Below are 22,103 nucleotides of genomic sequence, written 5' to 3' on the forward strand. Positions count from 1 at the left end.
AACGACAATTCCACAGATTAAATGAAAAGAATAGGAAAATACATACTTGCCGCCTCACTTGCTGCCGTGGGCTGCAACGCAATGGCGCAGGGACTCAATTCGGGCTACTTCGTAGAGGAATATAAGTTCCGCCATAACATGAACCCTGCCTTCGGCAATGAGCAGAACTACGTTTCGCTGCCGGCTCTCGGCAACATAAACGTACGTACGCAGGGCAACTTCGGACTGGGCGACGTGCTCTTCGACAATCCCCGTTACGGCGTGGACAGCGACAAGAAGAAGACCACGTTTATGAACCCCTACATCTCCACATCGGACGCTCTGTCGGGTTTCGCTTCAGGCACCAACCGCATCAACGCTGACGTAGACATCACGCTGCTGTCGGCTGGATTTAAGGCATTCGGCGGTTACAACACCATCTCTATCGACTCGCGTACCAACGTAGGAACCTCTCTGCCCTACTCTCTCTTCGAGTTTGCCAAGAACACAGGCAACAAGACCTACAAGATGGACGACATCAACGTGCATGCACAGTCGTTCGTGCAGCTGGCTTTCGGACATTCGCGCAAGATTGACGACAAGCTGCGCGTGGGCGGCAAGCTGAAGGTGCTGCTCGGTGTGGCTCGCGGCGACGTGCAGATCACCAACCTACGTGCTGACCTTACCGGCGAAAACAAGTGGACAATGTCAGGAAAAGCCGAGGCTAACATCTCTATGAAGGGATTCGCTTACCAGCAGGAGGAGAAGGAATATAAGCAGGAAGGCAAGGGCACATACCGCTACGTCAACGACATCGACATCGACGGACCGGGCATCGGAGGCTTCGGTCTGGCTCTCGACCTCGGTGGCGTCTACAAGATCAACGATGACTGGCAGGTGAGCGCCTCACTTCTCGACCTCGGTTTCATCAGCTGGAGCAACAATATGACGGCTGTGAACAAGCAGGAGAGCTTCGAGTTCGGCGGTTTCCACGACATCTCTTACAATAAGTATGACGACAACGGCAACCTCAAGGACAACTCGTTCAAGGGTCAGGGCGACAAGTATTCGGACCAGATAGCCGACTTCGCCAACCTTACTGACCAGGGCGACAAGGGCGGACGTACCACCGGCATCGGTGCCACGCTGAACCTCGGCGCAGAATACGTGTTCCCGCTCTATCGTCAGCTGAAGTTCGGTGCGCTCAGCACCACACGCTTCAACGGCAAATACACATGGACCGAGGGCCGTGTGAGTGCCAACGTGGCTCCGCTTGACTGGCTCGACGGTGGCATGAGCTTCGCCGTTAACAGCTTCACAGCCAGCTGCGGATGGGTGATCAACGCTCACCCCAAGGGCTTCAACGTCTTCATCGGCATGGACCACATCTTGGGCAAGGTGAGCAAGGAGTTTATCCCGCTCAGCTCCAACGCCAGCGTTAACGTAGGTTTCAACGTAGCGTTCTAACATAACATAGGGAGAAAAGGCTCCAACAGTTAGCCTTTTCTCCCTATTTTTTTAGTTTTGATAAAATAATATAATTGCGTTTGTTATCCAAAACCGCCACTTTAATAACCTCACATCGAACGAAGTGAATGCTCACACCGAACGAAGTGAATGCTCACAACGGACGAAGTAAATGCTCACAACGAACGAAGTAAATGCTCGTATCGGACGAAGTGAGACAACATTGACAATTGAATGATGTCACTAAAGTAGCGGTTTTGTAAGAGAATAGGGCTTGTTTGACTTTTTTAGACGTCCCGCCGTAGCCACGCACCCACGAACGACCAGCAGATTGAGTATGAGCTGCGGGTTCCGCGGAGCGGGACCTATATAATGAAACCCACAGCTGCGCTGCTTCGCAGCTTGCAGTGGGTTTCAGATGGATGCGTGTCCCCTCGGGACACGGCGCTGATTGGTGTGTAATACGTAATTCTAAATTCCTAATTCTTATACTTAATCTTCACCAGCACGGGATAATGGTCGCTGGGGGTGCGGAGCGTGCTCTTTCGGAACGATGTCTCGCCGGGAGCCTGCGTGCTCTTCAGCTCGGGCTGCTCGGCAGCCGTCTCTGTCCAATACATGTTGGTGAGGAGAGCGTAGCGGTCCACCTCGAAGTTGGGCGAGAGGAACACGTGGTCAATGCGGGAAGTGGTGGTGTATTCGGGATGGAAATCGTTGAACGAACCGTTCTCGCAGAAGCGGTGACGAGCCTTAAGGTACGAGTCCTCGAGAATGCCCGACGACGTGAAGATGCCGTAAATCTCGTCCGTCTGGTCCACGTTGAAGTCGCCCGTCAGCACCGAAGGCGCACCCTTGGCTATCTCCTTAATCTTCTTCACCACCAGCTTGGCAGCCTCGCGGCGAGCCACAATGCCGATGTGGTCCATGTGGAGATTGAAGTAATAGAAGCGGAAGCCCGTCTCTTTCTGGCGGAACTCGCCCCACGAGCAGATGCGCACGCAGGCAGCGTCCCAGCCGAGCACCGGCTTGTCAGGAGTCTCGTTAAGCCAGAAGTTGCCCTTCTGGAGCAGCTCCAGGCGGTCCTTCTTGTAGAAGATGGCAGAATACTCACCGTCCTCCTTACCGTCGTCGCGTCCAACGCCCACGTAGCCGTAGCCGTCAAGACCCTTCAGCAGGTCGTGGAGCTGACCCACAAGCACCTCCTGCGTACCGAAGATGTCGGGATCCTCAAAGTTGATCTGGTCACAGATAACCTGGCAGCGCTTTGTCCACACATTACCCTTGCTGTCGTCAGAAGAGTTATGGTTGCGGATGTTGTACGTACCTACGAATAAGTTTTGTGCGCTGAGCGCCATGCAGAAGCAGAAGGCGAGCGCAAAGGTAAAGTAGCGTTTCATAGTTGATTGGTTTTTATATTGTTCTTTCATACAAAGTTATGCAAAAATTTTGGCACATAGACGTATTATGTGTAATTTTGCATAATTTGAAACAAAATACTTACCAAATAAACTTATTATTTTATTATATGGAAATCATAGACTTCAGCAAGCGTAATTCTATCATCAACAAGTATATGGCAGAAATGCGCGACAAGAACTATCAGAACAACCGTCTCCTCTTCCGCAACAATATCATGCGCGTGGGCGAGCTTATCGCTTACGAGCTCAGCAAGACTCTCGACTATGAGGAGCGCGACGTGCAGACTCCGCTGGGCACGGCAAAGGTGAACGTACCCACAGACAAGGTGGTACTCGGCACCATCTTCCGCGCAGGTCTGCCCTTCCACCAGGGTTTCCTCAACATCTTCGACCACGCCGGCAACGCTTTCGTTTCGGCATATCGCGAGTATGAGGACGCTGCTCACACTAAGGTGGGCATCCACGTGGAATATCTCGCCACTCCCGACCTCGACAACGCCACTCTCCTCATCGTCGACCCGATGCTTGCCACCGGCGGATCAATGGAGATGGGCTACAAGGCGCTCCTCACCAAGGGCACCCCGAAGCGCGTTCACGTGGTCTGCGTGATTGCTTCGCCTGAGGGCATCGAGCACGTCCGCCGCACCTTCCCCGAGGACACCACCATCTGGTGCGCCGCCGTAGACCCAGGTCTGAACGAGCATAAGTATATCGTGCCGGGATTCGGTGACGCCGGCGACCTCTGCTACGGAGGAAAAATATAATGAGCTGCGGGTTCCGCGGAGCGGGACCTATATCATGAAACCCACTGCAAGCTGCGAAGCAGCGCAGCTGTGGGTACGTGCGATACTTCCACCCCATATAGTTCCCCGAAGGGGGACTGACGCTTCCCCGATGAAGTTGAGGATGATGGTCGGTCCCGCTTCGCGGAACCAAGAGTGGGTGAGGGGATGCTTATCCCACAGCTGCGCTCCTTCGGAGCTTGCAGTGGGTTTCTGATGGATACGTGTCCCATCGGGACACGGCGTGGTACAAAGTTACGTATTACACGGCGATGATTGATAACCTACTATGGTAGGCTGCGTGGCTACGGCGGGACGCCATAGCCTCCTATGTTTGCACTGCAAGCTCAATATATAAAACTGCTTATACAAATAAAGGAGGCTATGACGTTTACCGCCGTAGCCTCCTTTATTTATCAATTCAAAATGCGCCTTGGCGCACAATTCAAAAATCAAAACTCAAAACTCCTAATTCTGACGGCGTATGCCGTCCGCCTTTGCATATCTGCGCACCGTCTTGCCGAAGAGCTTTGCGGGAGCCTTTACCATTGTGACGTCACTCAGACTGCCGTCCTTATTGACCGTTATCTGCGAGATGTCTGAGCAGATGGCAGCGTCGTCGTCAAGATAGGCAGCCACGATGTAATATTCGGTGCCATCCTTCGGATTGGTGTAAGTGATCTTGGTGTCACCCTTGAACGCATTGTTCTCGAAGAAGAGCGGCATCTCGTTGTTTACGAGATAGTCGTAGAGAGCGGAGCTGATGCCGGTCTGCATATAGTCGCGAGTGCCCTGCGGCTCACCCGTCATCTCGTCACGCATCTTCAATGTGGGGAAGAATCCGAGAGTGTAGTTCTTCGTCTTGTCGTCCGGCGTTGCCGTAACGTTGATACCTTCAGCGGTCTTTTCCGCAGTCAGCGTCACGGTGTTGGCAATGCGGTCCACGTTCTTTGTGCGGAACGCAATCTTCGTGACCGGAGTGGAGGAATTGGCTTGCTCGTCCATGCCGTGCATCCATACCACGTACTCACGACCCGGGAGAAGATTTGCCTGATAATCGTCGGAGTTGCCCGTGTAAGTAAAGCTGCTGACCATCTCAGACAAAGACATGCCGTACGACTTAGCCATCTCCTCCATCCACGTCTTGTCGTCGGCTACGAGAGCCTCGTCAGTGGGATATTCGGCATCGAAAACCTCCTTCTCAAGGTAAGACACGTAGTAATGCATGTTGGGATCGCTGCATGTCATAATCATCTTGACGTAAGTGGAATGGATATCGAGGTCGAGATTGAGCGGATTGCGCACAGCCTTCTCGAAGGTGAGGCTGTCAACTCCGGCAAGACTCACCGTCTTGGTGGTCTTGTCGGACATGTGGAACACAACATTGCGGTCCTGCTGCGCATAGGTTGCGATGGAGCATAGCGAAAACGCGCAGAGAGCCATGTTGCGTAGAATAGTTTTCATAATAAGTAGCGTAAAGGGATTATGCGGATGGGATTACTTGACAAACTTGAATGTCTTTCCGTCCACAGTGAGGACATACACGCCCTTTGCGAGTGAAGATACGTCGATGGTGCTGCCGTTGTCCACCTTCTGCATGCCTACCAAAGCACCTGAAACAGATGCGAGACGGGCTGTAGAGGTCTTGGCGAGTCCGTTTACGCGTACTGCATTGCCGTCAAACTGGAACGATACGCCAGCTGCGGGGTCATTCTTTGTGCTCTCGATGGCAGTGAAGTCGCCTGCGAAGCTGATCTTTCTAACTTCGTCAAGAGAGAAGCTCTGGCTTGCGCCGAGCTTGTCGAATACGTTCAGCATTCCCTCTTCAGAGAATGTTATCTTGCTCACATTGTCGAGTGAAAACGTAGCGTTCTTACCAGTCAGGTCGAGCGTCATCTTCGTCTGTGCCCCTGCTGCCATGCAGGCTACGAGGGCGAGTGATGTGATAATCTGTCTTTTCATATACGTAAAGGTATTAATGTTTATTTACTGAATTATTAAATTTCTTCATCCATCCGCCTCCCCTCATGCACATTATGCCGATGACGATGAACGGAATGCTGAGAATCTGCCCCATGTTGATGGGCAGAGCAGCCTCGAATGCCTCCTGTATCTCCTTCGTATACTCGATGAAGAAGCGTGCCGTGAAGATGTAGGCGAGGCAGAGTCCGAAGAAGAATCCGGTGCCTACGCGCTGCGGCTGCTTGCGATAGATAACCCATCCGATGATGAGGAGCACGGCGTAAGCGATGGCTTCATAGAGCTGTCCAGGATGGCGCGGCATCGAGTCGACGCGCTCGAAGATGAACGCCCAGGGCACATCGGTGGGCTTTCCGATTATCTCGGAGTTCATAAGGTTGCCCAGTCGGATGAAGCAAGCCGTGGCAGGGGTGGCAATAGCTATGTTGTCGAGCACCTGCCAGATGTTCATACGTGTCTTGCGAACGTACAGCCAGAGGGCAAGCATCAGACCGATGGTTCCGCCGTGCGACGCCAGTCCGCGGAAGCCGGTGAAGCTCCACGACCCGTCAGAGGCGATGTGGATGGGTAGGAACATCTCGATGAAGTGCGTAGGGCTGGTCAGGAAGTAGTCGGGCTGATAGAAGAGACAGTGGCCGAGTCGTGCTCCTGCGAGGATTCCCACGAAGCAATAGATGAAGAGCGGGTCGAAGAGTCCTTCCTTCACCTTCTCCTCCTTATAGAGCTTCTGCACGATGACGTAAGCAAGGCCAAGCCCCACGAGCCAGCACAACGAGTACCAGTGGAGCGCAAGGGGTCCGATTGTCACGGCTGTGTCGCTCGGATCCCATACGATGTAGTTAAGAAGTGAGTTCATTGTCCTTCTTTTATCTGTTTATGTCTTCCTTTTATATTGAAAACGCCTTACGGAGTTAGACGTTGAAGCGGAAGTGCATGATGTCGCCGTCCTGAACGACATAATCCTTACCCTCGATGGAGAGCTTGCCTGCCTCGCGGACGCAGCCTCAGATCCGTACTGGATGTAGTCGTCATACTTGATTACTTCGGCGCGGATGAATCCCTTCTCGAAGTCGGTGTGGATGACACCGGCGCACTGTGGAGCCTTCCATCCCTTGTGGTATGTCCATGCCTTCACCTCCATCTCACCGGCGGTGATGAATGTCTCGAGGTTGAGGAGCTGGTAAGCCTTCTTGATAAGGCGGTTTACGCCGCTCTCCTCCAGTCCGAGTTCCTCAAGGAACATCTGCTTGTCCTCGTAAGTCTCGAGCGAAGCGATGTCCTCCTCGGTCTTTGCAGCGATGACGAGCATCTCGGCTCCCTCGCTCTTGGCTATCTCAGCAATCTGCTGTGTGTATTCGTTGCCGTCCTTTGCAGAAGCCTCGTCCACGTTGCAGACGTAGAGCACGGGCTTAGAGGTGAGCAGGAAGAGGTCGTGAGCATAGCGAAGCTCCTCCTTTGTCTCGAACTCCACGGTGCGTGCGTTCTTGCCCTGCTCGAGCACTTCCTTGTAAGCCTCGAGCACAGACACTGCTATCTTGGCGTCCTTGTTGTTGCCGATGGAGGCAATCTTCGACTGCTTCTGGAGCTGAGCCTCTACGGTCTCGAGGTCCTTAAGCTGAAGCTCGGTGTCGATGACTTCCTTATCCTCTACGGGGTTTACGCTTGCGCCGCCCTCACGTACGATGTTTTCGTCGTCGAAGCAGCGGAGCACGTGGATGATGGCGTCAGTCTCACGGATGTTTCCGAGGAACTTATTGCCGAGACCCTCGCCCTTGGATGCACCCTTAACGAGTCCGGCGATGTCTACTATCTCGCAGGTGGCGGGAACGATGCGTCCCGGATGAACTATCTCGGCGAGTCGTGTGAGTCGCTCGTCGGGCACTGTGATAACGCCGACGTTAGGCTCGATTGTACAGAAAGGGAAGTTGGCTGCCTGTGCCTTTGCATTGGAGAGGCAGTTGAAGAGTGTGGACTTTCCCACGTTAGGGAGTCCTACGATACCGCATTTTAATGACATGTCGTTATTTTTGTTGTTTTTTTCTTTTTCCTAATTTATTGTGTCTTTTGTATAGTCTCAATGCAAAGTTACTGAAAGTATTGCATATAAGGGACATATAATGGCGTTATTTTTCAGTCGGTGAGGTCTACGTGGCTCACTGTTATATCCTCATGGAGAAATATTCGTGCTGTCTCGCTGAATCGTTCCTCGCTTTCGGTGGTGAGATATCGGCATTTGCCGCCCTTCGTGATGTTTTGTTCCATCTCGGGGTGGCGCTGCAGATAGTCGGCGAGCGAGTCTGCCACGTAGCTGCCCTGCGCCATGATGCGCACGCCGTCGGGGATGTTCTTCACCACTGACGACATCAGAAGCGGATAGTGTGTGCAGCCGAGGATGACTGTGTCGATAAGCGGGTCGAGACGCATGAGCTGGTCTATGCGCTTCTTCACGAAGTAGTCGGCACCGGGAGAGTCGGCTTCGCCCGCCTCCACGATGGCTGCCCACAGCGGACAAGCCACTCCGCTGACGGTGATGTCGGGGAAGAGCTTCTTTATCTCAAGGTTGTACGACTGGCTCTTTATGGTTCCTTCGGTGGCGAGTATGCCGACGTGACGCGACGTGGTGAGATTGCCGATGGTTTCGGCAGTGGGTCGGATGATGCCGAGGACGCGACGGTTGGGGTCGAGATGGGGGAGGTCGCGCTGCTGTATGGACCTCAGCGCTTTGGCGGAGGCGGTGTTACATCCGAGGATGACAAGGTGGCAACCCATTGAGAATAGCTTCATCACAGCCTGTCTCGTAAACTGGTAGACCACTTCAAAGGACCGCGAGCCGTAGGGCGCACGGGCGTTGTCGCCGAGGTACATATAGTCATACTGCGGCAGCAGTTGGCGGATGCCGTGAAGGACAGTCAGTCCGCCGTAGCCGGAGTCGAACACTCCGATGGGGCCTGGCGATTGTGGAAATGTCATTGCTGTTGTGTTTTTAGGGTTCCTTATTTTGTTAGCTGAGCCTTGATAAGCTCTGTGGCGTCTTCTCCCATTTCCGGGTTTATGTAGGGGCAGGCGTCGTTGTCGGTGTTCAGGATGAAGGCGTAGCCCTGGTCCTTTCCCACAGCTGCTACTGCTGCTGCGAGACGGCGGCGTACGGGGGAGAGGGCGTCAGTCTCTGCCTGCTTGAGAAGGCGTTCGGCGTCCTTGCGAAACTCCACGTTCTTCTCCATAAGGTCCTGCAGCTCGGTCTGACGCTTGCGGAGGATGGTGGGCACGAGGGTGCTCTGCACCTCAAGAAATTCCTCGTACTTCGAGTTGAACTCCATTTCGGCACGTCTCATCTCACTGTCGTATTTACGTCTGAGGTTGTCCACGTCGGCCTGTGCCTTTACATACTCCGGCATTTCCTTCAGCATCGCATCGAAGCTGAAATATCCGAATCGTATCTGTGCGCTTGCCAGCAACGGCATAGCAAGGAGGATGATAAACAGCAGTGTCTTCTTCATATTAATCTGTGGGATGAATGGTTAGAAAAAGTGTGTTGGGGTGAATGGTTAAAAAATAGGACAATGAGGTGCACTGTGTGTCATCTCATTGTCCGTTTACGCGAGGCAGGAAGCCAGTGCGCGAATCGAGCCTCGTCTGTGTTGTGTGTGTTTTTGTTTACTTCTTAGCAGGAGCAGTCTTGTTGAGCTCGGCCTTAACCTCTGCGGTAACGTCCTTGCTGAGAGTGTCGCTGATGTAGGGGATGCCAGAAGTGATGTCCATGATATAGACATAACCACCTGCCTTGCCCACTGCCTTGATGGCGTCAACGAGCTTGTTGGTGATCGGACCTATCTTGTCCTGCTGGAGCTTGCCGAGAGCCTGCTGGTTGTCCTGAGCAGTCTGCTGTATCTTCTGATACATCTGCTGGAGGCTTTCCTCTGTCTCCTTCTTCTTGGTCTCGTTCATTGTAGAGGAGTTCTTGTCATAGTCCTGAGCCTTGCGCTGGAGCTCGTCCTGCATAGCCTTGAGGTCGTTGTCGTACTGCTTTGCTGCAGCCTCTACCTCACCACGTGCCTTGATGAACTCAGGCATAGAAGCCATGATTTCCTGTGCGTTAACGTGACCGAACTTCTGTGCGAATGTTGCCAATGGCATGAACAACATAAGCATTAAAAATAGCTTTTTCATTCTTTCTCTTTATTTTGTTTTTTTGATTATTGTCTGAGCATTACTGGGCCTTTCTGGGCCTTCTTAATTATATCCCAGCTTCTGCAGCACTTCGTTGCTGATGTCTATCTTCGGCGAACCGAAGATGATGCCGGCGTCGGAGGCTCTGTCGAGTACTAAGGAGTAACCACGAAGCTCGGAGATTTCCTTTACGGCGGTGTAGACTTCCTCCTGGATGGGCGACATCAGACTCTCACGCTTCTTGAAGAGCTCGCCTTCCGGACCGAAATACTTGCGCTTCAGGTCGCTGGCTTCCTTCTCCTTCTTCATGATGGTCTCCTGACGCTCCTTCTTCTGCTCGGCAGAGAGGAACACCATCTCGTTCTGATAGTTCTTATACATTGTGGAAGCCTCTGTGTTGAGAGCCTCCACCTCAGCCTGCCACTTCTTCGACACCTGATTGAGCTGCTCGTTGGCACGCTCGTAGGCGGGGATGTTCTTCAGGATGTACTCCATGTCAAGAAGCGCAAACTTCTGTGCGCTTGCCGTCAATGCCGTAATGGCAAAGAGGCAGATTAACATTAATTTTCTCATATCTTCAAAAAATTATGTTAGCATTAGAATTCCTGTCCGAGGATGAAGTGGAACTGGCTGCCGCCCTTCTTTCCGTATACGGTGTCGAAACCGTAAGCCCAGTCGATACCCATCAAGCCTACCATCGGGAGGAAGATACGTACACCGACACCGGCGGAGCGCTTCATGTCGAAGGGATTGAACTTCTTGGTCTCTGTCCAGGCATTACCACCCTCAACGAATGTGAGGCCGTAGATGGTAGTGTTGCCGAGGAGGAGCGGATAGCGAAGCTCCAGCGACATACGGTCGTAGGCATAAGCCTCTGCGCCGTACGGGGTGAGCGAGCCGTTCTCGTAACCTCTAAGTCCGATGGTCTCCTCTGCATAGTTCGTAGAATATCCGGTCATACCGTCACCACCCATGTAGTAGGTCTCGAACGGCGACTTCTTCCACTTGTTGAAAGAGCCGAGCAAGCCGAGCTCTACGCGAGTCATGAGCACCAGACACTTCTGTCCGCTTGTGAGAGCGGTGTAGGTGCGAGCCTTGAACTTCCACTTGTGGTACTCCACCCAGCGGTATTTCTCCTGCTGCTCCTTGTTATAGTTGGGCGACTTGGGGTTCTGAGCGAGGTGCTCATAGTCCTTTCCGTCGAATGCTGACCAAGGCGGTGTGACTGTCACTGACGCCATAAACTCAGAACCGCGGCGCGGGAACAGCTGGTTGTCAGTAGACGTACGCGACAGCTGTATGCTGAGGTTAAGGTTGTTTGAGTTACCGTTGGTCATGAGGAAGTAAGCCCAGTTCTTCATCATATAGCGGGTATACTGCAGTGAGAGCGACAGCTGGAAGTAGTCATCAGGCCATCTCAGCTGCTTACCCCAACCGAGCGAAACGCCGAAGAGCTTAACATACTTGTCCGGATCGTAATAGTTCTCGTAGTTATTATATCCGTAGTTGCTACCGTAACCATACATATAGTTGTAATAGTTGTTGAAGTAGCCGTTGTTATAGTAGTTGCTCGATACGTCAGACTGCTTTGAGAAGTAAGCGCCTACAGAGAACTGAATGGGTCGCTTGCCACCGAACCAGTTGGTTGAGTACGACATGTTGTACGACTGATAGTACGTACCGTTGGTCTGTGCTCCGAGTGAAAGCACCTCACCGTCACCGATGGGGAGGAATCCTCTGTGCTCACTGTTCTTGCGGAAGAGGTTTCGCATAGAGAAGTTGTTGAGCTTAAGACCGATTCGTCCGATGACGCCGGTCTGACCCCAACCGAGTGAGAACTCCACCTGGTCGTTCGACTTCTGCTCAAGTTCCCAGTTGATGTTCACGGTTCCGTTCTCCGGATCGGGCTTTACGTCCGGATTTACCTTCTCTGGGTCGAAGTGTCCCATTGAGGCAATCTCACGTGCAGAACGCTGGAGAGCCTCCTTTGAGAAGAGGTCGCCCGGCTTTGTACGCAGCTCACGTCTGATGACGTTCTCGTAGAGACGGTCGTTACCCATAATACGTACGTGATTGATGTGCGCCTGGGGTCCCTCGAAGATACGCATCTCAAGGTCGATGGAGTCGCCCACGATGTTCACCTCCGTCGGGTGGAGCGAATAGAAGAGGTATCCGTTGTTCCAGTAGTTGTTGCCCACGGCGTCTTCGTCCTCAGAGAGGCGCTTGTTCATGAGCTTCTGGTTGTAGACGTCACCCTTCTGCATGCCGAGCACGCGTGAGAGATAGTCAGATGAATAGATGGTGTTGCCCACCCATGTGATGTTGCGGATGAAGTATTTCTTGCCCTCGTCCACCTTTATCTTTATGCTGACATGCTTGTCGTCGACGTTCCAAACCGAGTCGGAAACGATCATAGCGTCACGATATCCATACTCGTTATACTTGTCAATAAGCTTCTGCTTGTCCGCCTTCCAGCGTTCCGGCGTAAACTTCTTGGCTTTGAGGAACGAGCCCAGAGTGCCAGCCTCGTGCGTCTTCGCGAAAGCTCCCTTCTTGAGCAGACCGCCCTTTATCTTGGTGTTAGAAAGGGCGTGGTTGCCTTCGATGAATATCTTGCGCACCTTCATCTTCTCCTTCTTGTCGATGATGACGTCGAGGATAACCTGATTTTTCTGCGATACGTCGTCGCGCTGGACAATCTGGATGTCGGCGTTCTTGAATCCCTTGTCGTCGAAGTATTTCTTGGCAAGAATCTTCGCGCGGTCAATCATGTTAGGCGTAATCTGTGCGCCTTTGAGCAGTCCGAGTTTCTCCTCCATGTCCGTACGCTCCGACTTCTTCAGTCCCACGTAGTTGATGGTAGAGACACGCGGTCTCATCTGTAGGTGGATATGGAGGTAGGCCTTGTCCTGTACGAGCGAGTCAACGGCAATGGACACCTCTGAGAAGAGTCCGTACTTCCAGTAGTGCTTGATAGCGTCCGTTATCTCGTCGCCCGGCAGATCAATCTGCTGTCCCACGGACAGTCCTGAGATGCCGGTAAGCATATAGTCCTCATAGCCATCGGCTCCTGATACGGCGATGCCTCCGATGGTTACGGAGCGTGGTGTTCCGGCATACGATATGTCGGGATATTGAATCTTGTCCTGCGCCATTGCTGCCATTGTGCACGCCATGACGCATACAGTTGTCAAGACCTTCTTTATATTCATCTTTGTTTGCTTGGTTTCGGTTCTTTATCTTCTATGTTGTGGCGGGTGTCTTGTCTGATAAGGAGCTGTTCCTTATTCGCCGTCGTTACGGCTTCTGCTGCTTCTCCTCTTCCTCCACCTGCGCCTCGGTTTTTCCGAATCGGCGCTGTCGGCTCTGATAGTCAGCGATGGCACGATGCAGTCCTTCCTCGTCGAAGTCAGGCCAGTAGGTTTCGGTGAAGTAAAGTTCGGAGTAGGCTATCTGCCACAGCAGGTAGTTGCTGATGCGCTCTTCGCCACCGGTGCGTATGAGCAGCTCGGGGTCGGGCATGAAAGCCGTGGCCATGTGCTCGGAGAGCGTCTCTTCGCTGATGTCCTCTGCCTTCAGCTTTCCTTCAGCCACCTCCAAGGCGATGTCGTGCGCCGCCTTCGTTATCTCCCAGCGTGAGGAATAGCTAAGAGCTATGACCATTGTCATGGCAGAGTTGGCAGCGGTATGCTCCATCGTCTGCTGCAATTTCTGCTGCACCTCTACGGGCAGCCTTTCTATGTCGCCGATAACCTCGAATCGCACGTTGTTCTTCATAAATATCTCGTCCTCTAAGGAGGTGAGCACCAGTCCCATGAGAGCAGCCACTTCCGTGGCGGGTCGGTTCCAGTTTTCGGTGGAGAAGGTGTAGAGTGTGAGGTATTTCACGCCGAGACGTGTACATTCCGACGTAATCTTTCTCACAGCATCCACTCCAGCCTGATGGCCGAAGCTGCGTGGTTTTCCCCGCTCAGCCGCCCAGCGTCCGTTGCCGTCCATGATGATGGCAATGTGCTGTGGTATGCGGTTCATATCGAGTTGTTGGGTCATAGCTATAAATAATAATTAATAAATAACAATTAATAAATGTCACTCGTCCTCGTTGTGGCAAGTCCTGCATTTCGCCGAGAAGCTGTACGTCAGTGTTATCTGCAGTGTGGAGTAGCAGTCGGTGTTCTTGAACAGTCCGGTGCTCTCTATGCCGTACGGGTCTTTCTTTCCGTCAAGGTTGTCGCTGAGCGAGAAGTGCTCCGCCCACTCCACTCCGAGGTTGAGTCTTGGTCCTATCTTGTATTTCACGCCCAAGCCGAGTGGCATATTGGCGGTAAAGCAGTTGTCTGCGTCGCCTCCGGATGCGAACGTTGCACCCACTCCCACGAAGACGAAAGGTGTGAGGCGCTTTGCTCCGCGATAGTCGCGTCCGGTGCCGTAGGGCCAGAAGTTGTATTCGTATACGGCGCTGACGTCCACTAATGAACGGCTGAACTCATACGGATTGTCCTTCAGTTCGGGATAATACGTCTTGACGTCCTTCGACGTTCCCTTCAGCTTGCCGTACGAACCCGAGAACTTCAGTCCCATGTACGGGCTCCATATCCTTCGCAACACCAGCGAAGCCATCGGCTGCTGGTTTTTCATTATGCTGCCGTTGAAGTCGCCCTGATACGACATCAGGCCCGCTCCCACACCTATCTCCATGCGATACTGGTCGTCGGTCTGCGCATTAAGGGCAGAAGCGGCTGCAAGGATGCACATTGATAAGGTAAGGCGTTGCTTCATGATTATTCGTAATATTCGTATTGTTCTTTCTTCCATCCGAGGCGGTTGGTGCGTCCGCGCCATGTCTCGCCGGTATTGCCATTGACAACCCAAAGGAAGTTGTTGCTGTCTACGCAGGCAGTATAGGCTCCTGAGACGAAGAATCCGGTTGGTGCAGTCACCACTGAGTCGGTCTGCCATGTGATGCCTCCGTCGCATGAAGTATAGAACTTCGGCAGGAAGACACGCTCGTCGTTGCCCATTACCATTATCTTTCCGTCGTAAGCCACGGCAGAGATGTTCTGCAAGAGCGGCAGTTCATGACGGTTAAGCGAATTATGGTCGTAGAACATCCACGGCTGGTTCTCGCTGTATGCTGTGCCTTCGTCTATCTTGCCCCAGACGCTGAACGCCGTTGTGCTTGCTTCGGGCACGGAGCCTATGAGCAGTGTGCGGAAAGCATTGGGGTTGGTGGCGAGGGGAAGTGTGGCGTAAGCTATGTCGCCGTTGGGGAGAAGCGAAGCGCTCTCGTCAATGGAGGCTGTCTTCCATGTCTTTCCGCTGTCGTCGGAGCTGAGCATAACGCCCTCATTATTGTATGCGTAGAGGCGGATTGGGTTTGCAGCGATTATGCGTGCCACGCCAGCCTCGGCAGTTGTCTGTTGTGTCCATGTATTGCCGTCGGTGGTAGCCATCACCACGCCGTTGTCACAAACGAAGAGTGTGTCGTGCTTTACGGCTGCGGAACGGTAGGTTTCGGCAGCGAGAGGATGATTGAAGTTGGGTGTGGCGGCTGTCCATGCGTTGTCGCCGTCGGCTCTGTAGACTGTTGTCGTCGTGCCGTCGGAAGCGAGGAGGAAGCGGCGTGTGGTGCCTGACGCTGTGGTTACCACGAAGCTCTTCACGCCGCGGGCGCTGGTGAAGGCTGTGGGGTTAGGAAGCTTTGTCCAGTTGAACTTATCCGCCGGTTCCTGATGTACGTTTACGCGCACCTCATACTTGCGCACGGCGGCACCAGAGAGACTGTAAACCTGCAGCTCTCTGGGTTTAGAGAAGTCGAGTGAGTCGGTGGTGCTGAGATATGAGAGCGAGTCGCTGGTCATGCTCTTCAGTACCAGTGAACCGGAATTGACGCTGTTTGCGGATACGAGAATCTTGGTTGGGTCGACGCCGTAGGGCAGCGAGTCGGGATTGTAGATTACGCAGCGCTGCTGGTCGATGACAAACTTATATGCGCTGAGCTTCACCGATGTGGTGTAAACGCTGTCCGCACCGTTGCTTGCCTTGACATGTACCGTCTTCTTGGCTGAGGTAACCGAGAAAGCCGTCACGGCGCTGTCGTCGGTGTATACATAGTCGCCGTCGTTGGTGTCGAGGCACGAAACGAGTGAGAAGAGTGCCGCGAGGAGCACTGCTATGTTAATGGTCTTGCTTTTCATTCTACTCAAAATATTCCCAATCTATAGTTTTTAGCTGCAAATTTAATCAGAATTCTGCAAATAGTGTGGTATTTCGTCTCTTAATTATGCAATTTATTGATTAATAGTATGATTTTTAAGGTTGTTTAGGGTTTTAGGGCGGGTGTCCGAATTTTGAATTACAGCAGACAAGGCAAACATAGGAGGCTATGGCGTCTCGCCGTAGCCACGCACCCTCCCATAACATAACATCAATTAGCACCAGGTACAAAATTACGTATTACAGCCGTGTCCCGAGGGGACACGTATACATCAGAAACCCACTGCAAGCTGCGAAGCAGCGCAGCTGTGGGATAAGCATCCCCTCACCCTCTCTTGGTTCCGCAAAGCGGGACCGACCATCATCCTCAACATCATACGGGATGCGTCAGTCCCCCTTCGGGGAACTATATGGGTGGAGGTGTCGCACGTACCCACAGCTGCGCTGCTTCGCAGCTTGCAGTGGGTTTCATTATTATAGGTCCCGCTCCGCGGAACCCGCAGCTCATACGATTTGCATTATCTTCCTGTCTAAAAAAAACATGTCTTCATGTCTTCCTGTCTAAAGACCCTGTCTTCCCGGCTAAACACGAAAAAAGGGCTTCGCAATCTTAAATCGCGAAACCCTTTCTTATTATGTCAATGCTATGCGGCGATGCCGCTTACATTCTTTCGTCTTATTACTTAACGACAACCTTGCGTGTTGTACCGTCAGAGAGCTTGAGGATGTTGATGCCCTTAACAGGAGCAGAGATCTCTGAACCGTCAGCAGCGTAGCGAGCTACGACTGTAGCGTTCTCTGAAGTCTCAACGCCCTTGATGGCTGTTGCCTGACCCTTCGGGAGCTCGAGGAACTGGCACTGGTTAACCCATACGTTGTTGAGGTCAGCGTTGTAGTAGTTCTTGCCGTCAACTGTAACAACGAACGGAAGGCTTACGAAAGCCACTGCGTTAAGAGTGTTCTTGTTTTCGTTGTAGTTGTACTGCTTCTTAGGAATTGTAACCTCGTAAGTCATCTCGAAGTTGTCACCGTTCCAAGTGATCACATCACCCCAAGGAGCCTGAGTACCGATTACGCGGAGAACATTCTCGTGGTTGTATGTACCAATCCAGCCGTTGGGGCTGTACTGCTTTGACTTAACGCCGTTCTCAGTAACGTAGAGACCGAGAGTTGCGCCTTCAAGGATCTTGCCAGCACCCTTAACACCCTTACCCTTAACGGTGATGTTCAGAGTAGCGTCCTTAAGGTTGGGGTTGTCACCAACAGTGAGGTTGGTCTCCATCTGGAGGTTAACTACTGAAGGAGCAATCTCATCCTCCTGGTCGAGGAGGTTACCCATCTGTGTAGCGAAGCCGTCATAATCCTCAGTAGCGATGTTTGTAGCGAGCTGGTCGCCGCCCAAGTTGAAGCGGTTGAAGTTAGCTGAAGGATAGCCAGATGTAGAGTAGCCGATCAGAGGCTCTGCATTAGAGTTTGTGTAAGGATCCGGGTTGTTAGGATCGAGGTCACCATGGACAGCTACCCAAGCAACATCCTTACGGCTCTTAGCGAGAGCGCGGAGAGCTTCATAACCGTAGGGGCAGTAAACGCAGCTTGTGCTGGTGAACTGCTCTACGAGGTTATACTGACGAGGAGTAGTCTCAGTGTAAACACGGAACTGTGCAGCAGCAACGTCGTCGCTTGTGTCGCCAGAAGGATCCTCACCGTTAACTTTCTTCACCTTAACGCCAAGAACGTGTGCGCCGTTCTCGAGGTTGTACTCAGAGAGATCGAGGGTTGCACCCAACTTCACATACTCGTCGCTGATAGAACCATCCTTAGGCAATGTAAGCTCTGCTACTGCCTTGTTGTCGAGAAGAACGTCGAAGGAAGCGTTTGTACATGCCTTAGAACCAGAGTTGTTAACATAGAACTCGAACGGAAGCTTCTCGTCGGGCTTGAGCATCGGGTTGGTAGCAACCTGAGCAATGCTGAGGTCGTCGGGGAATCCGCCTTCCTTCTCAACGATGAGCTGGATACAGATAACGAACTCATTAGAAACCTGGTACCAACCAGTTCCCTGACCGAGGTCACCATAAGCGAGAACGCCTGATGTGCCCGAACCAGCTGCGATAGGATAGCACTCGTCTGTGTACTTACCACCGCTCTGGGTTGACTTCTGTGTGTATGTGTAACCAAGTACAAGACCATTTGTAACGTCGTTTACGTCAAGAGCCTTATCGAAGGTCACCTCGTTCCACTGCTGGTCGAACTCGCCAGTTGTCTGGTCCTGTTTAGAAACCTTCTGTGAAGAAGCTGCCTTGCTTGTATAGAGAGTAGGGGTAGATTTACCGTTCACTTGCTCGATAGTGTAGAGCTCTACGTTAGCAGAAGAGCCAAGAGAAGCGTAGATGAGGTAACGAGCACCAACAATCTTAGCGCCCTTGAATTTAGCGAGGTCGCTTGCGTCCATTGCGTTGTAAACGCCCTTAACCTTATTGCCTGCAGAAGGAAGACCGATACCGCCAGCCATTGTGCCTGATCCAGCAACACCTACTGTCTTCTGATTGGCGTTAAGCTTCTGGGGAGCAAGGCTCTTCTTAGCTACGTTAACCTGTGAAGGATCAACGACGTTGTGAAGCTTTACGTTGCCTGCCTTTGCTGTCACCATGTTGTGCTTGCTTAACTGAACCGAAGAGGTCAGATACTGCGCATTAGCTGCAGATGCACTGAGCATAAGCGCGCAAAGTGAAAGTAAAATTCTGTTCATAATAATAGAATTATTTGGTGAATAATAGTGAAAATTTTCTGTTTATATTGCTCTTTACTTGACAATCTTGACTGTCTTGCCGTTAGAGAGCTTCACGATGTTCAGACCCTTCTGTGTGGTCTGGATCTGCTTGCCAGTGGCGTCGTAGATGCCAGTAACCTCAACATTCTGACCGTCCTTGATGCCGTTGATGGCTGTAGCGCCCTTTACGAAGTGGATGGTGATGGAAGGCATCGGATTTTCAAGGTCCTCATCGTCTATGCGTTCGAACGACTCGATACCCCACATGTTCTTGTTAATGTTATAGTACTCGAGCTTAACGTATACTTCGCAAACACCGTCTGCCTCAGGGAACCATTCAGACTTCAATGGCTTCACCTGGTTGGCATCCATAGCACCTGCCTCAGTACGTGTCATGCCGCCCTTGATGCCTGACATACAGTTCATAGGGAAACAAATCTGATAGCTGCCACTGTCAATCTTCTTTACATTAACAAAAGCGCCTACACCTTGTCTCTCGTTAGTGTTGTTCTTTACGTATACTTCGTCAGCCACCTGAACAGCACCGAAGTCATCCTCCTCTACGTGGTTGGCTGTCCAAACTGTACCGCTCGGAATTTCCTTGCCGTCCTTGTCAATGAAAGAGAATGTTTTGTCCACCTGAGCGTATGAAGCTGTGGTGAACATTGCTGCTGCGATGAGCAGAAGTGATTTTATTGATTTCATAATAGTTTACTTTTTTTGAATGTGTTAAGTGTGTTTACTTTTCAGTTTCTCCCTCGTGCACCACGAGGTGCTTCTTGGCTACGTTCTCCACGCCGCCGTCGTTGTAGACGAATGCTACGATGGCGATGTTGTCTGCATTCCAAGCCTCGGGCAGAACATACTGATACTGCTTTGTTGTGGTCTCGCCTTCCTTTACGGTCACGTCCTCGCCCCATGTGCCGTTAACTGCAACACGGAATACGTGGTTGTGGATATACTCCTTATTGGCGCTTCCGTCCGGCATCATCTGCAAAGCCGGTACGCCGTCCTCCACAATCCATACCTGAAGCTTGCCGTTCACTGTTCCGTTAACGCCGTCAGCTCCCACAGTTGTGGTGAGTGTGCGTGTTGCGGCATCGTATGCGTTGGCGATTTTCACGGAGAGGTTAGCCTTTTCAGAGATGATGGTGCCCACCATAGCAGCCCAGTTGTTGTAGTGGCTGTCCGGCGAAGTCTTTCTGTTGAAGATCACCCAAGGCTGTCCCATCTTGTTCTCCTTGTCCCAACGTGTGTAATACTCGTTGCCGGTGTCGGTCATCAGACCCACAGTCTTCGAGTTGCCTGCGAATCCGAGCGGACCGCTGTGGATGCCCACTGCGATGACGTTGTCCTCGCCGTAAGTCTCCACGATGCTGTTGATGATTTCCGTACCGGTGGGGCAGTTAATGCAACGCTGTCCAGTGAAGTCCTCGATGAGGATGGCGCGTCCCACTTCCGCCGGCTTTACGTATATGAGTCGGTCTCCCTCGTCAATGTTGCTGCACGAAGCGGCAGCCATTGCCATAGCGGCTGTTGCCACGCCGAGGAATAAGTTCTTTATTTTCATGATGAGAATGATCAGAAGTTATAGTTGTAAGATACTGTCACGCCCTTGCTTGCGGGCACATAGCGGCAGACGCCACCCGAGCAGTTATATCCTGCACGTGTCTTGCCGTAGCCCACCTGCAGACGGTGTGCGCCAGCGGTGAAGGTCACAGAGCCGTTGATGTAGTGCTCCTTGTGTGTGCCCTTTGTCTCGTCGATGGCACCCGTAGCGTTATAGTAGTGCTCCGCACCGTTATACTGGTCGCTGATGGTGAACATGAAGTGCGGGAGGAACGAAAGCTCGAGCAGTCCGAAGTACCAGTCGCCCTGGTCTTGCTCAGTATGCAGATACTGTGCTTCTCCACGGAGTGTCAGTTTGTTGTTGATGCGATACTTTCCTTCTGCGATATAGATGTCAGAATGGATGAGTCCGCCCTCTCCCTCTACTACAGACTTGTTGTAGAACTGGTTCATGTACATGAGGTTGAGCTTGAACGACTTCGACAGCTTCTTCTCAATCTGGACGTTGAGGTCCTGATAGTATGTCTTGTCGCCCCACTTCCAGAAAGCCGAGCCATATCCGTCCGTACCCGGTCCGCCGGGCGATACGTTGTCGTAAGCCGGTCCGCCTCCCTTCTTCTTGTTCTGCTCGATGGAGTGAACGTGCGAGAAGTTGAGCTTGAGGCTTGTGCCATACTTGCCACCGAGCGCTGTGTGGCGCTTGAACTTATATCCGAACTCTGCCTGATAAGCCCACTCGCCGTTGAACTGTGTGGCGTAGGGATAAAGGGCTGCGAGAGCGTATGTCTGCTGGAAGGCGAATGCGGGAAGGTGGTTGATGAAAGCCGCCGTACCGTTCTCCGTGCGCTTGCTGCGGAAGCCCATGTTGTCCGAGCGCTTAGCCTGGAGCAGGAGGCTCATGCCGCTGCGCGAGTAAGATGTGGAGAGCATTGCCACGTAACCCTTGCGGTAGATGTATGGGAAGTTCTTGTCGAACGAAGGATCCTCTGTCTTCTGTGCGTATTCAGCGAGGACGCTGAAGTCGCCTGCCTGAAGGTTGGCTCTCACGTCGAAGGCGTTGGTGTTCTCCGGCAGACGCAGCTTGTGCGTCGGGTCTGCCATGATGTCGTCGTCAGCCTTCTCATGCTTGTTCACCCACGAACCGCCGAGGGTAAGGAATGTGCCCTTCTGCTGCATCTTCTCGAACCACTGGTCAACGCTTACCTCAAGGTCAGCACCAGAGACGAGCGATGTGTAGTCCCAGTAACGGCGCTGCTTACCTGTGAGTGCCTTCACCTGCACGCCCTTGAAAGGACGTACCACGAGGCGTCCGCCGAGCAGCGAGTTGTCGATGCCGAGTGAGCGCTCCTCATAGGTGCGGAGGATGAATCCCGAACCGAACTGCTCGTAGAAGTTACCGAGCGTGAGTTCAGCGTTCTTGATCTTACCTTTTACATAATAGAACGGTACGCCCCATCCCTTGAAGTCCTTTTCAAAACCTGGGAGCGGGTGTTCGAGATATTCGAGACGTGCGCCGGCATCCACATACTTCGAGAGTGCGTGCACTTCGGCATAGGTGTTGGTAAGCACCTTGTCGTCGTACGTGCCCGTACCGATGTTGTGGTCTTCCTGCGGCACGAGGATGTCGCTCTGTACGCTACCGGTGATGGTGACATCGTAGTCTTTCGTGAGCTTTATCTTCTGTGCGTTGACCGCAGCCGACGTCATCATGCCAGCGAGCATGAGCGCGAGAGTCTTGTTCATTTATTCCTTCTG

General features: G+C 52.5%; 18 protein-coding genes and 1 pseudogene. 2 read left to right on the forward strand and 17 right to left on the reverse strand.

From position 1 onward, the window contains the following. Positions 1 to 21: 21 nt before the first annotated feature. A complete protein-coding gene (locus CHL74_RS00175; RefSeq protein ID WP_094879106.1) occupies positions 22 to 1,446 on the forward strand; it encodes a DUF5723 family protein in 1,425 nt (474 codons plus the stop codon). Between the two features lie 479 nt (positions 1,447 to 1,925). On the opposite strand, the gene CHL74_RS00180 is transcribed toward CHL74_RS00175, so the two are convergent. Continuing rightward, positions 1,926 to 2,843: an endonuclease/exonuclease/phosphatase family protein gene (locus CHL74_RS00180; RefSeq protein WP_094879107.1), complete on the reverse strand. Its 918-nt coding sequence runs from the start codon at positions 2,841 to 2,843 to the stop codon at positions 1,926 to 1,928. A gap of 128 nt (positions 2,844 to 2,971) precedes the next feature. Between CHL74_RS00180 and upp the strand changes: the two genes are divergently transcribed. Continuing rightward, on the forward strand, positions 2,972 to 3,628 hold the full coding sequence (upp, locus tag CHL74_RS00185; RefSeq protein WP_094879108.1) for a uracil phosphoribosyltransferase: 657 nt from the start codon (positions 2,972 to 2,974) through the stop codon (positions 3,626 to 3,628). Between the two features lie 486 nt (positions 3,629 to 4,114). Here upp and CHL74_RS00190 read toward each other — a convergent pair whose 3' ends face one another. The 16 genes and pseudogenes from CHL74_RS00190 to CHL74_RS00265 form a co-directional block, all read right to left on the reverse strand. After that, positions 4,115 to 5,110 (reverse strand): hypothetical protein, encoded by a 996-nt coding sequence (locus tag CHL74_RS00190; RefSeq protein WP_141241180.1) that lies wholly within the window; start codon positions 5,108 to 5,110, stop codon positions 4,115 to 4,117. A gap of 33 nt (positions 5,111 to 5,143) precedes the next feature. Continuing rightward, a complete protein-coding gene (locus CHL74_RS00195) occupies positions 5,144 to 5,608 on the reverse strand; it encodes a T9SS type A sorting domain-containing protein (RefSeq protein ID WP_094879110.1) in 465 nt (154 codons plus the stop codon). A 13-nt stretch (positions 5,609 to 5,621) separates the two neighbouring features. After that, a complete protein-coding gene (gene lgt / locus CHL74_RS00200; protein ID WP_094879111.1) occupies positions 5,622 to 6,482 on the reverse strand; it encodes a prolipoprotein diacylglyceryl transferase in 861 nt (286 codons plus the stop codon). Positions 6,483 to 6,537: 55 nt separating this feature from the next. Continuing rightward, positions 6,538 to 7,643, reverse strand: a pseudogene (ychF, locus tag CHL74_RS00205) (redox-regulated ATPase YchF). Positions 7,644 to 7,756: 113 nt separating this feature from the next. Then, positions 7,757 to 8,596: a glutamate racemase gene (gene murI / locus CHL74_RS00210; protein ID WP_094879112.1), complete on the reverse strand. Its 840-nt coding sequence runs from the start codon at positions 8,594 to 8,596 to the stop codon at positions 7,757 to 7,759. 23 nt (positions 8,597 to 8,619) lie between these two features. Continuing rightward, positions 8,620 to 9,123 (reverse strand): OmpH family outer membrane protein, encoded by a 504-nt coding sequence (locus CHL74_RS00215; protein ID WP_094879113.1) that lies wholly within the window; start codon positions 9,121 to 9,123, stop codon positions 8,620 to 8,622. Positions 9,124 to 9,280: 157 nt separating this feature from the next. Continuing rightward, positions 9,281 to 9,793 (reverse strand): OmpH family outer membrane protein, encoded by a 513-nt coding sequence (locus CHL74_RS00220; RefSeq protein WP_094879114.1) that lies wholly within the window; start codon positions 9,791 to 9,793, stop codon positions 9,281 to 9,283. Positions 9,794 to 9,856: 63 nt separating this feature from the next. Beyond that, the gene (locus tag CHL74_RS00225) at positions 9,857 to 10,366 is read right to left on the reverse strand and encodes an OmpH family outer membrane protein (protein ID WP_094879115.1); all 510 of its coding nucleotides are present in this window, start codon (positions 10,364 to 10,366) and stop codon (positions 9,857 to 9,859) included. A 23-nt stretch (positions 10,367 to 10,389) separates the two neighbouring features. Then, positions 10,390 to 13,005, reverse strand: coding sequence for a BamA/OMP85 family outer membrane protein (locus tag CHL74_RS00230; RefSeq protein ID WP_094879116.1), 2,616 nt, complete (start codon positions 13,003 to 13,005; stop codon positions 10,390 to 10,392). Positions 13,006 to 13,090: 85 nt separating this feature from the next. After that, a complete protein-coding gene (locus CHL74_RS00235) occupies positions 13,091 to 13,843 on the reverse strand; it encodes an isoprenyl transferase (protein ID WP_094879117.1) in 753 nt (250 codons plus the stop codon). A gap of 39 nt (positions 13,844 to 13,882) precedes the next feature. Beyond that, positions 13,883 to 14,572, reverse strand: a complete 690-nt coding sequence (locus tag CHL74_RS00240) for a DUF6089 family protein (RefSeq protein WP_094879118.1) — start codon at positions 14,570 to 14,572, stop codon at positions 13,883 to 13,885. A gap of 2 nt (positions 14,573 to 14,574) precedes the next feature. After that, positions 14,575 to 15,990 (reverse strand): DUF6242 domain-containing protein, encoded by a 1,416-nt coding sequence (locus CHL74_RS00245; protein ID WP_094879119.1) that lies wholly within the window; start codon positions 15,988 to 15,990, stop codon positions 14,575 to 14,577. A 698-nt stretch (positions 15,991 to 16,688) separates the two neighbouring features. Next, positions 16,689 to 18,758 (reverse strand): hypothetical protein, encoded by a 2,070-nt coding sequence (locus tag CHL74_RS00250; protein ID WP_141241182.1) that lies wholly within the window; start codon positions 18,756 to 18,758, stop codon positions 16,689 to 16,691. Between the two features lie 54 nt (positions 18,759 to 18,812). After that, the gene (locus CHL74_RS00255) at positions 18,813 to 19,484 is read right to left on the reverse strand and encodes a hypothetical protein (RefSeq protein ID WP_094879121.1); all 672 of its coding nucleotides are present in this window, start codon (positions 19,482 to 19,484) and stop codon (positions 18,813 to 18,815) included. 34 nt (positions 19,485 to 19,518) lie between these two features. Continuing rightward, on the reverse strand, positions 19,519 to 20,349 hold the full coding sequence (locus CHL74_RS00260) for an Omp28 family outer membrane lipoprotein (RefSeq protein ID WP_094879122.1): 831 nt from the start codon (positions 20,347 to 20,349) through the stop codon (positions 19,519 to 19,521). 11 nt (positions 20,350 to 20,360) lie between these two features. Continuing rightward, entirely contained in the window at positions 20,361 to 22,091 is a 1,731-nt protein-coding gene (locus tag CHL74_RS00265) for a DUF6029 family protein (protein WP_176452130.1), read from the reverse strand. Positions 22,092 to 22,103 lie beyond the last annotated feature (12 nt).

Source organism: Prevotella sp. 885 (genome assembly GCF_002265625.1).
In the GTDB taxonomy this organism is placed as follows: Bacteria; Bacteroidota; Bacteroidia; order Bacteroidales; family Bacteroidaceae; genus Prevotella.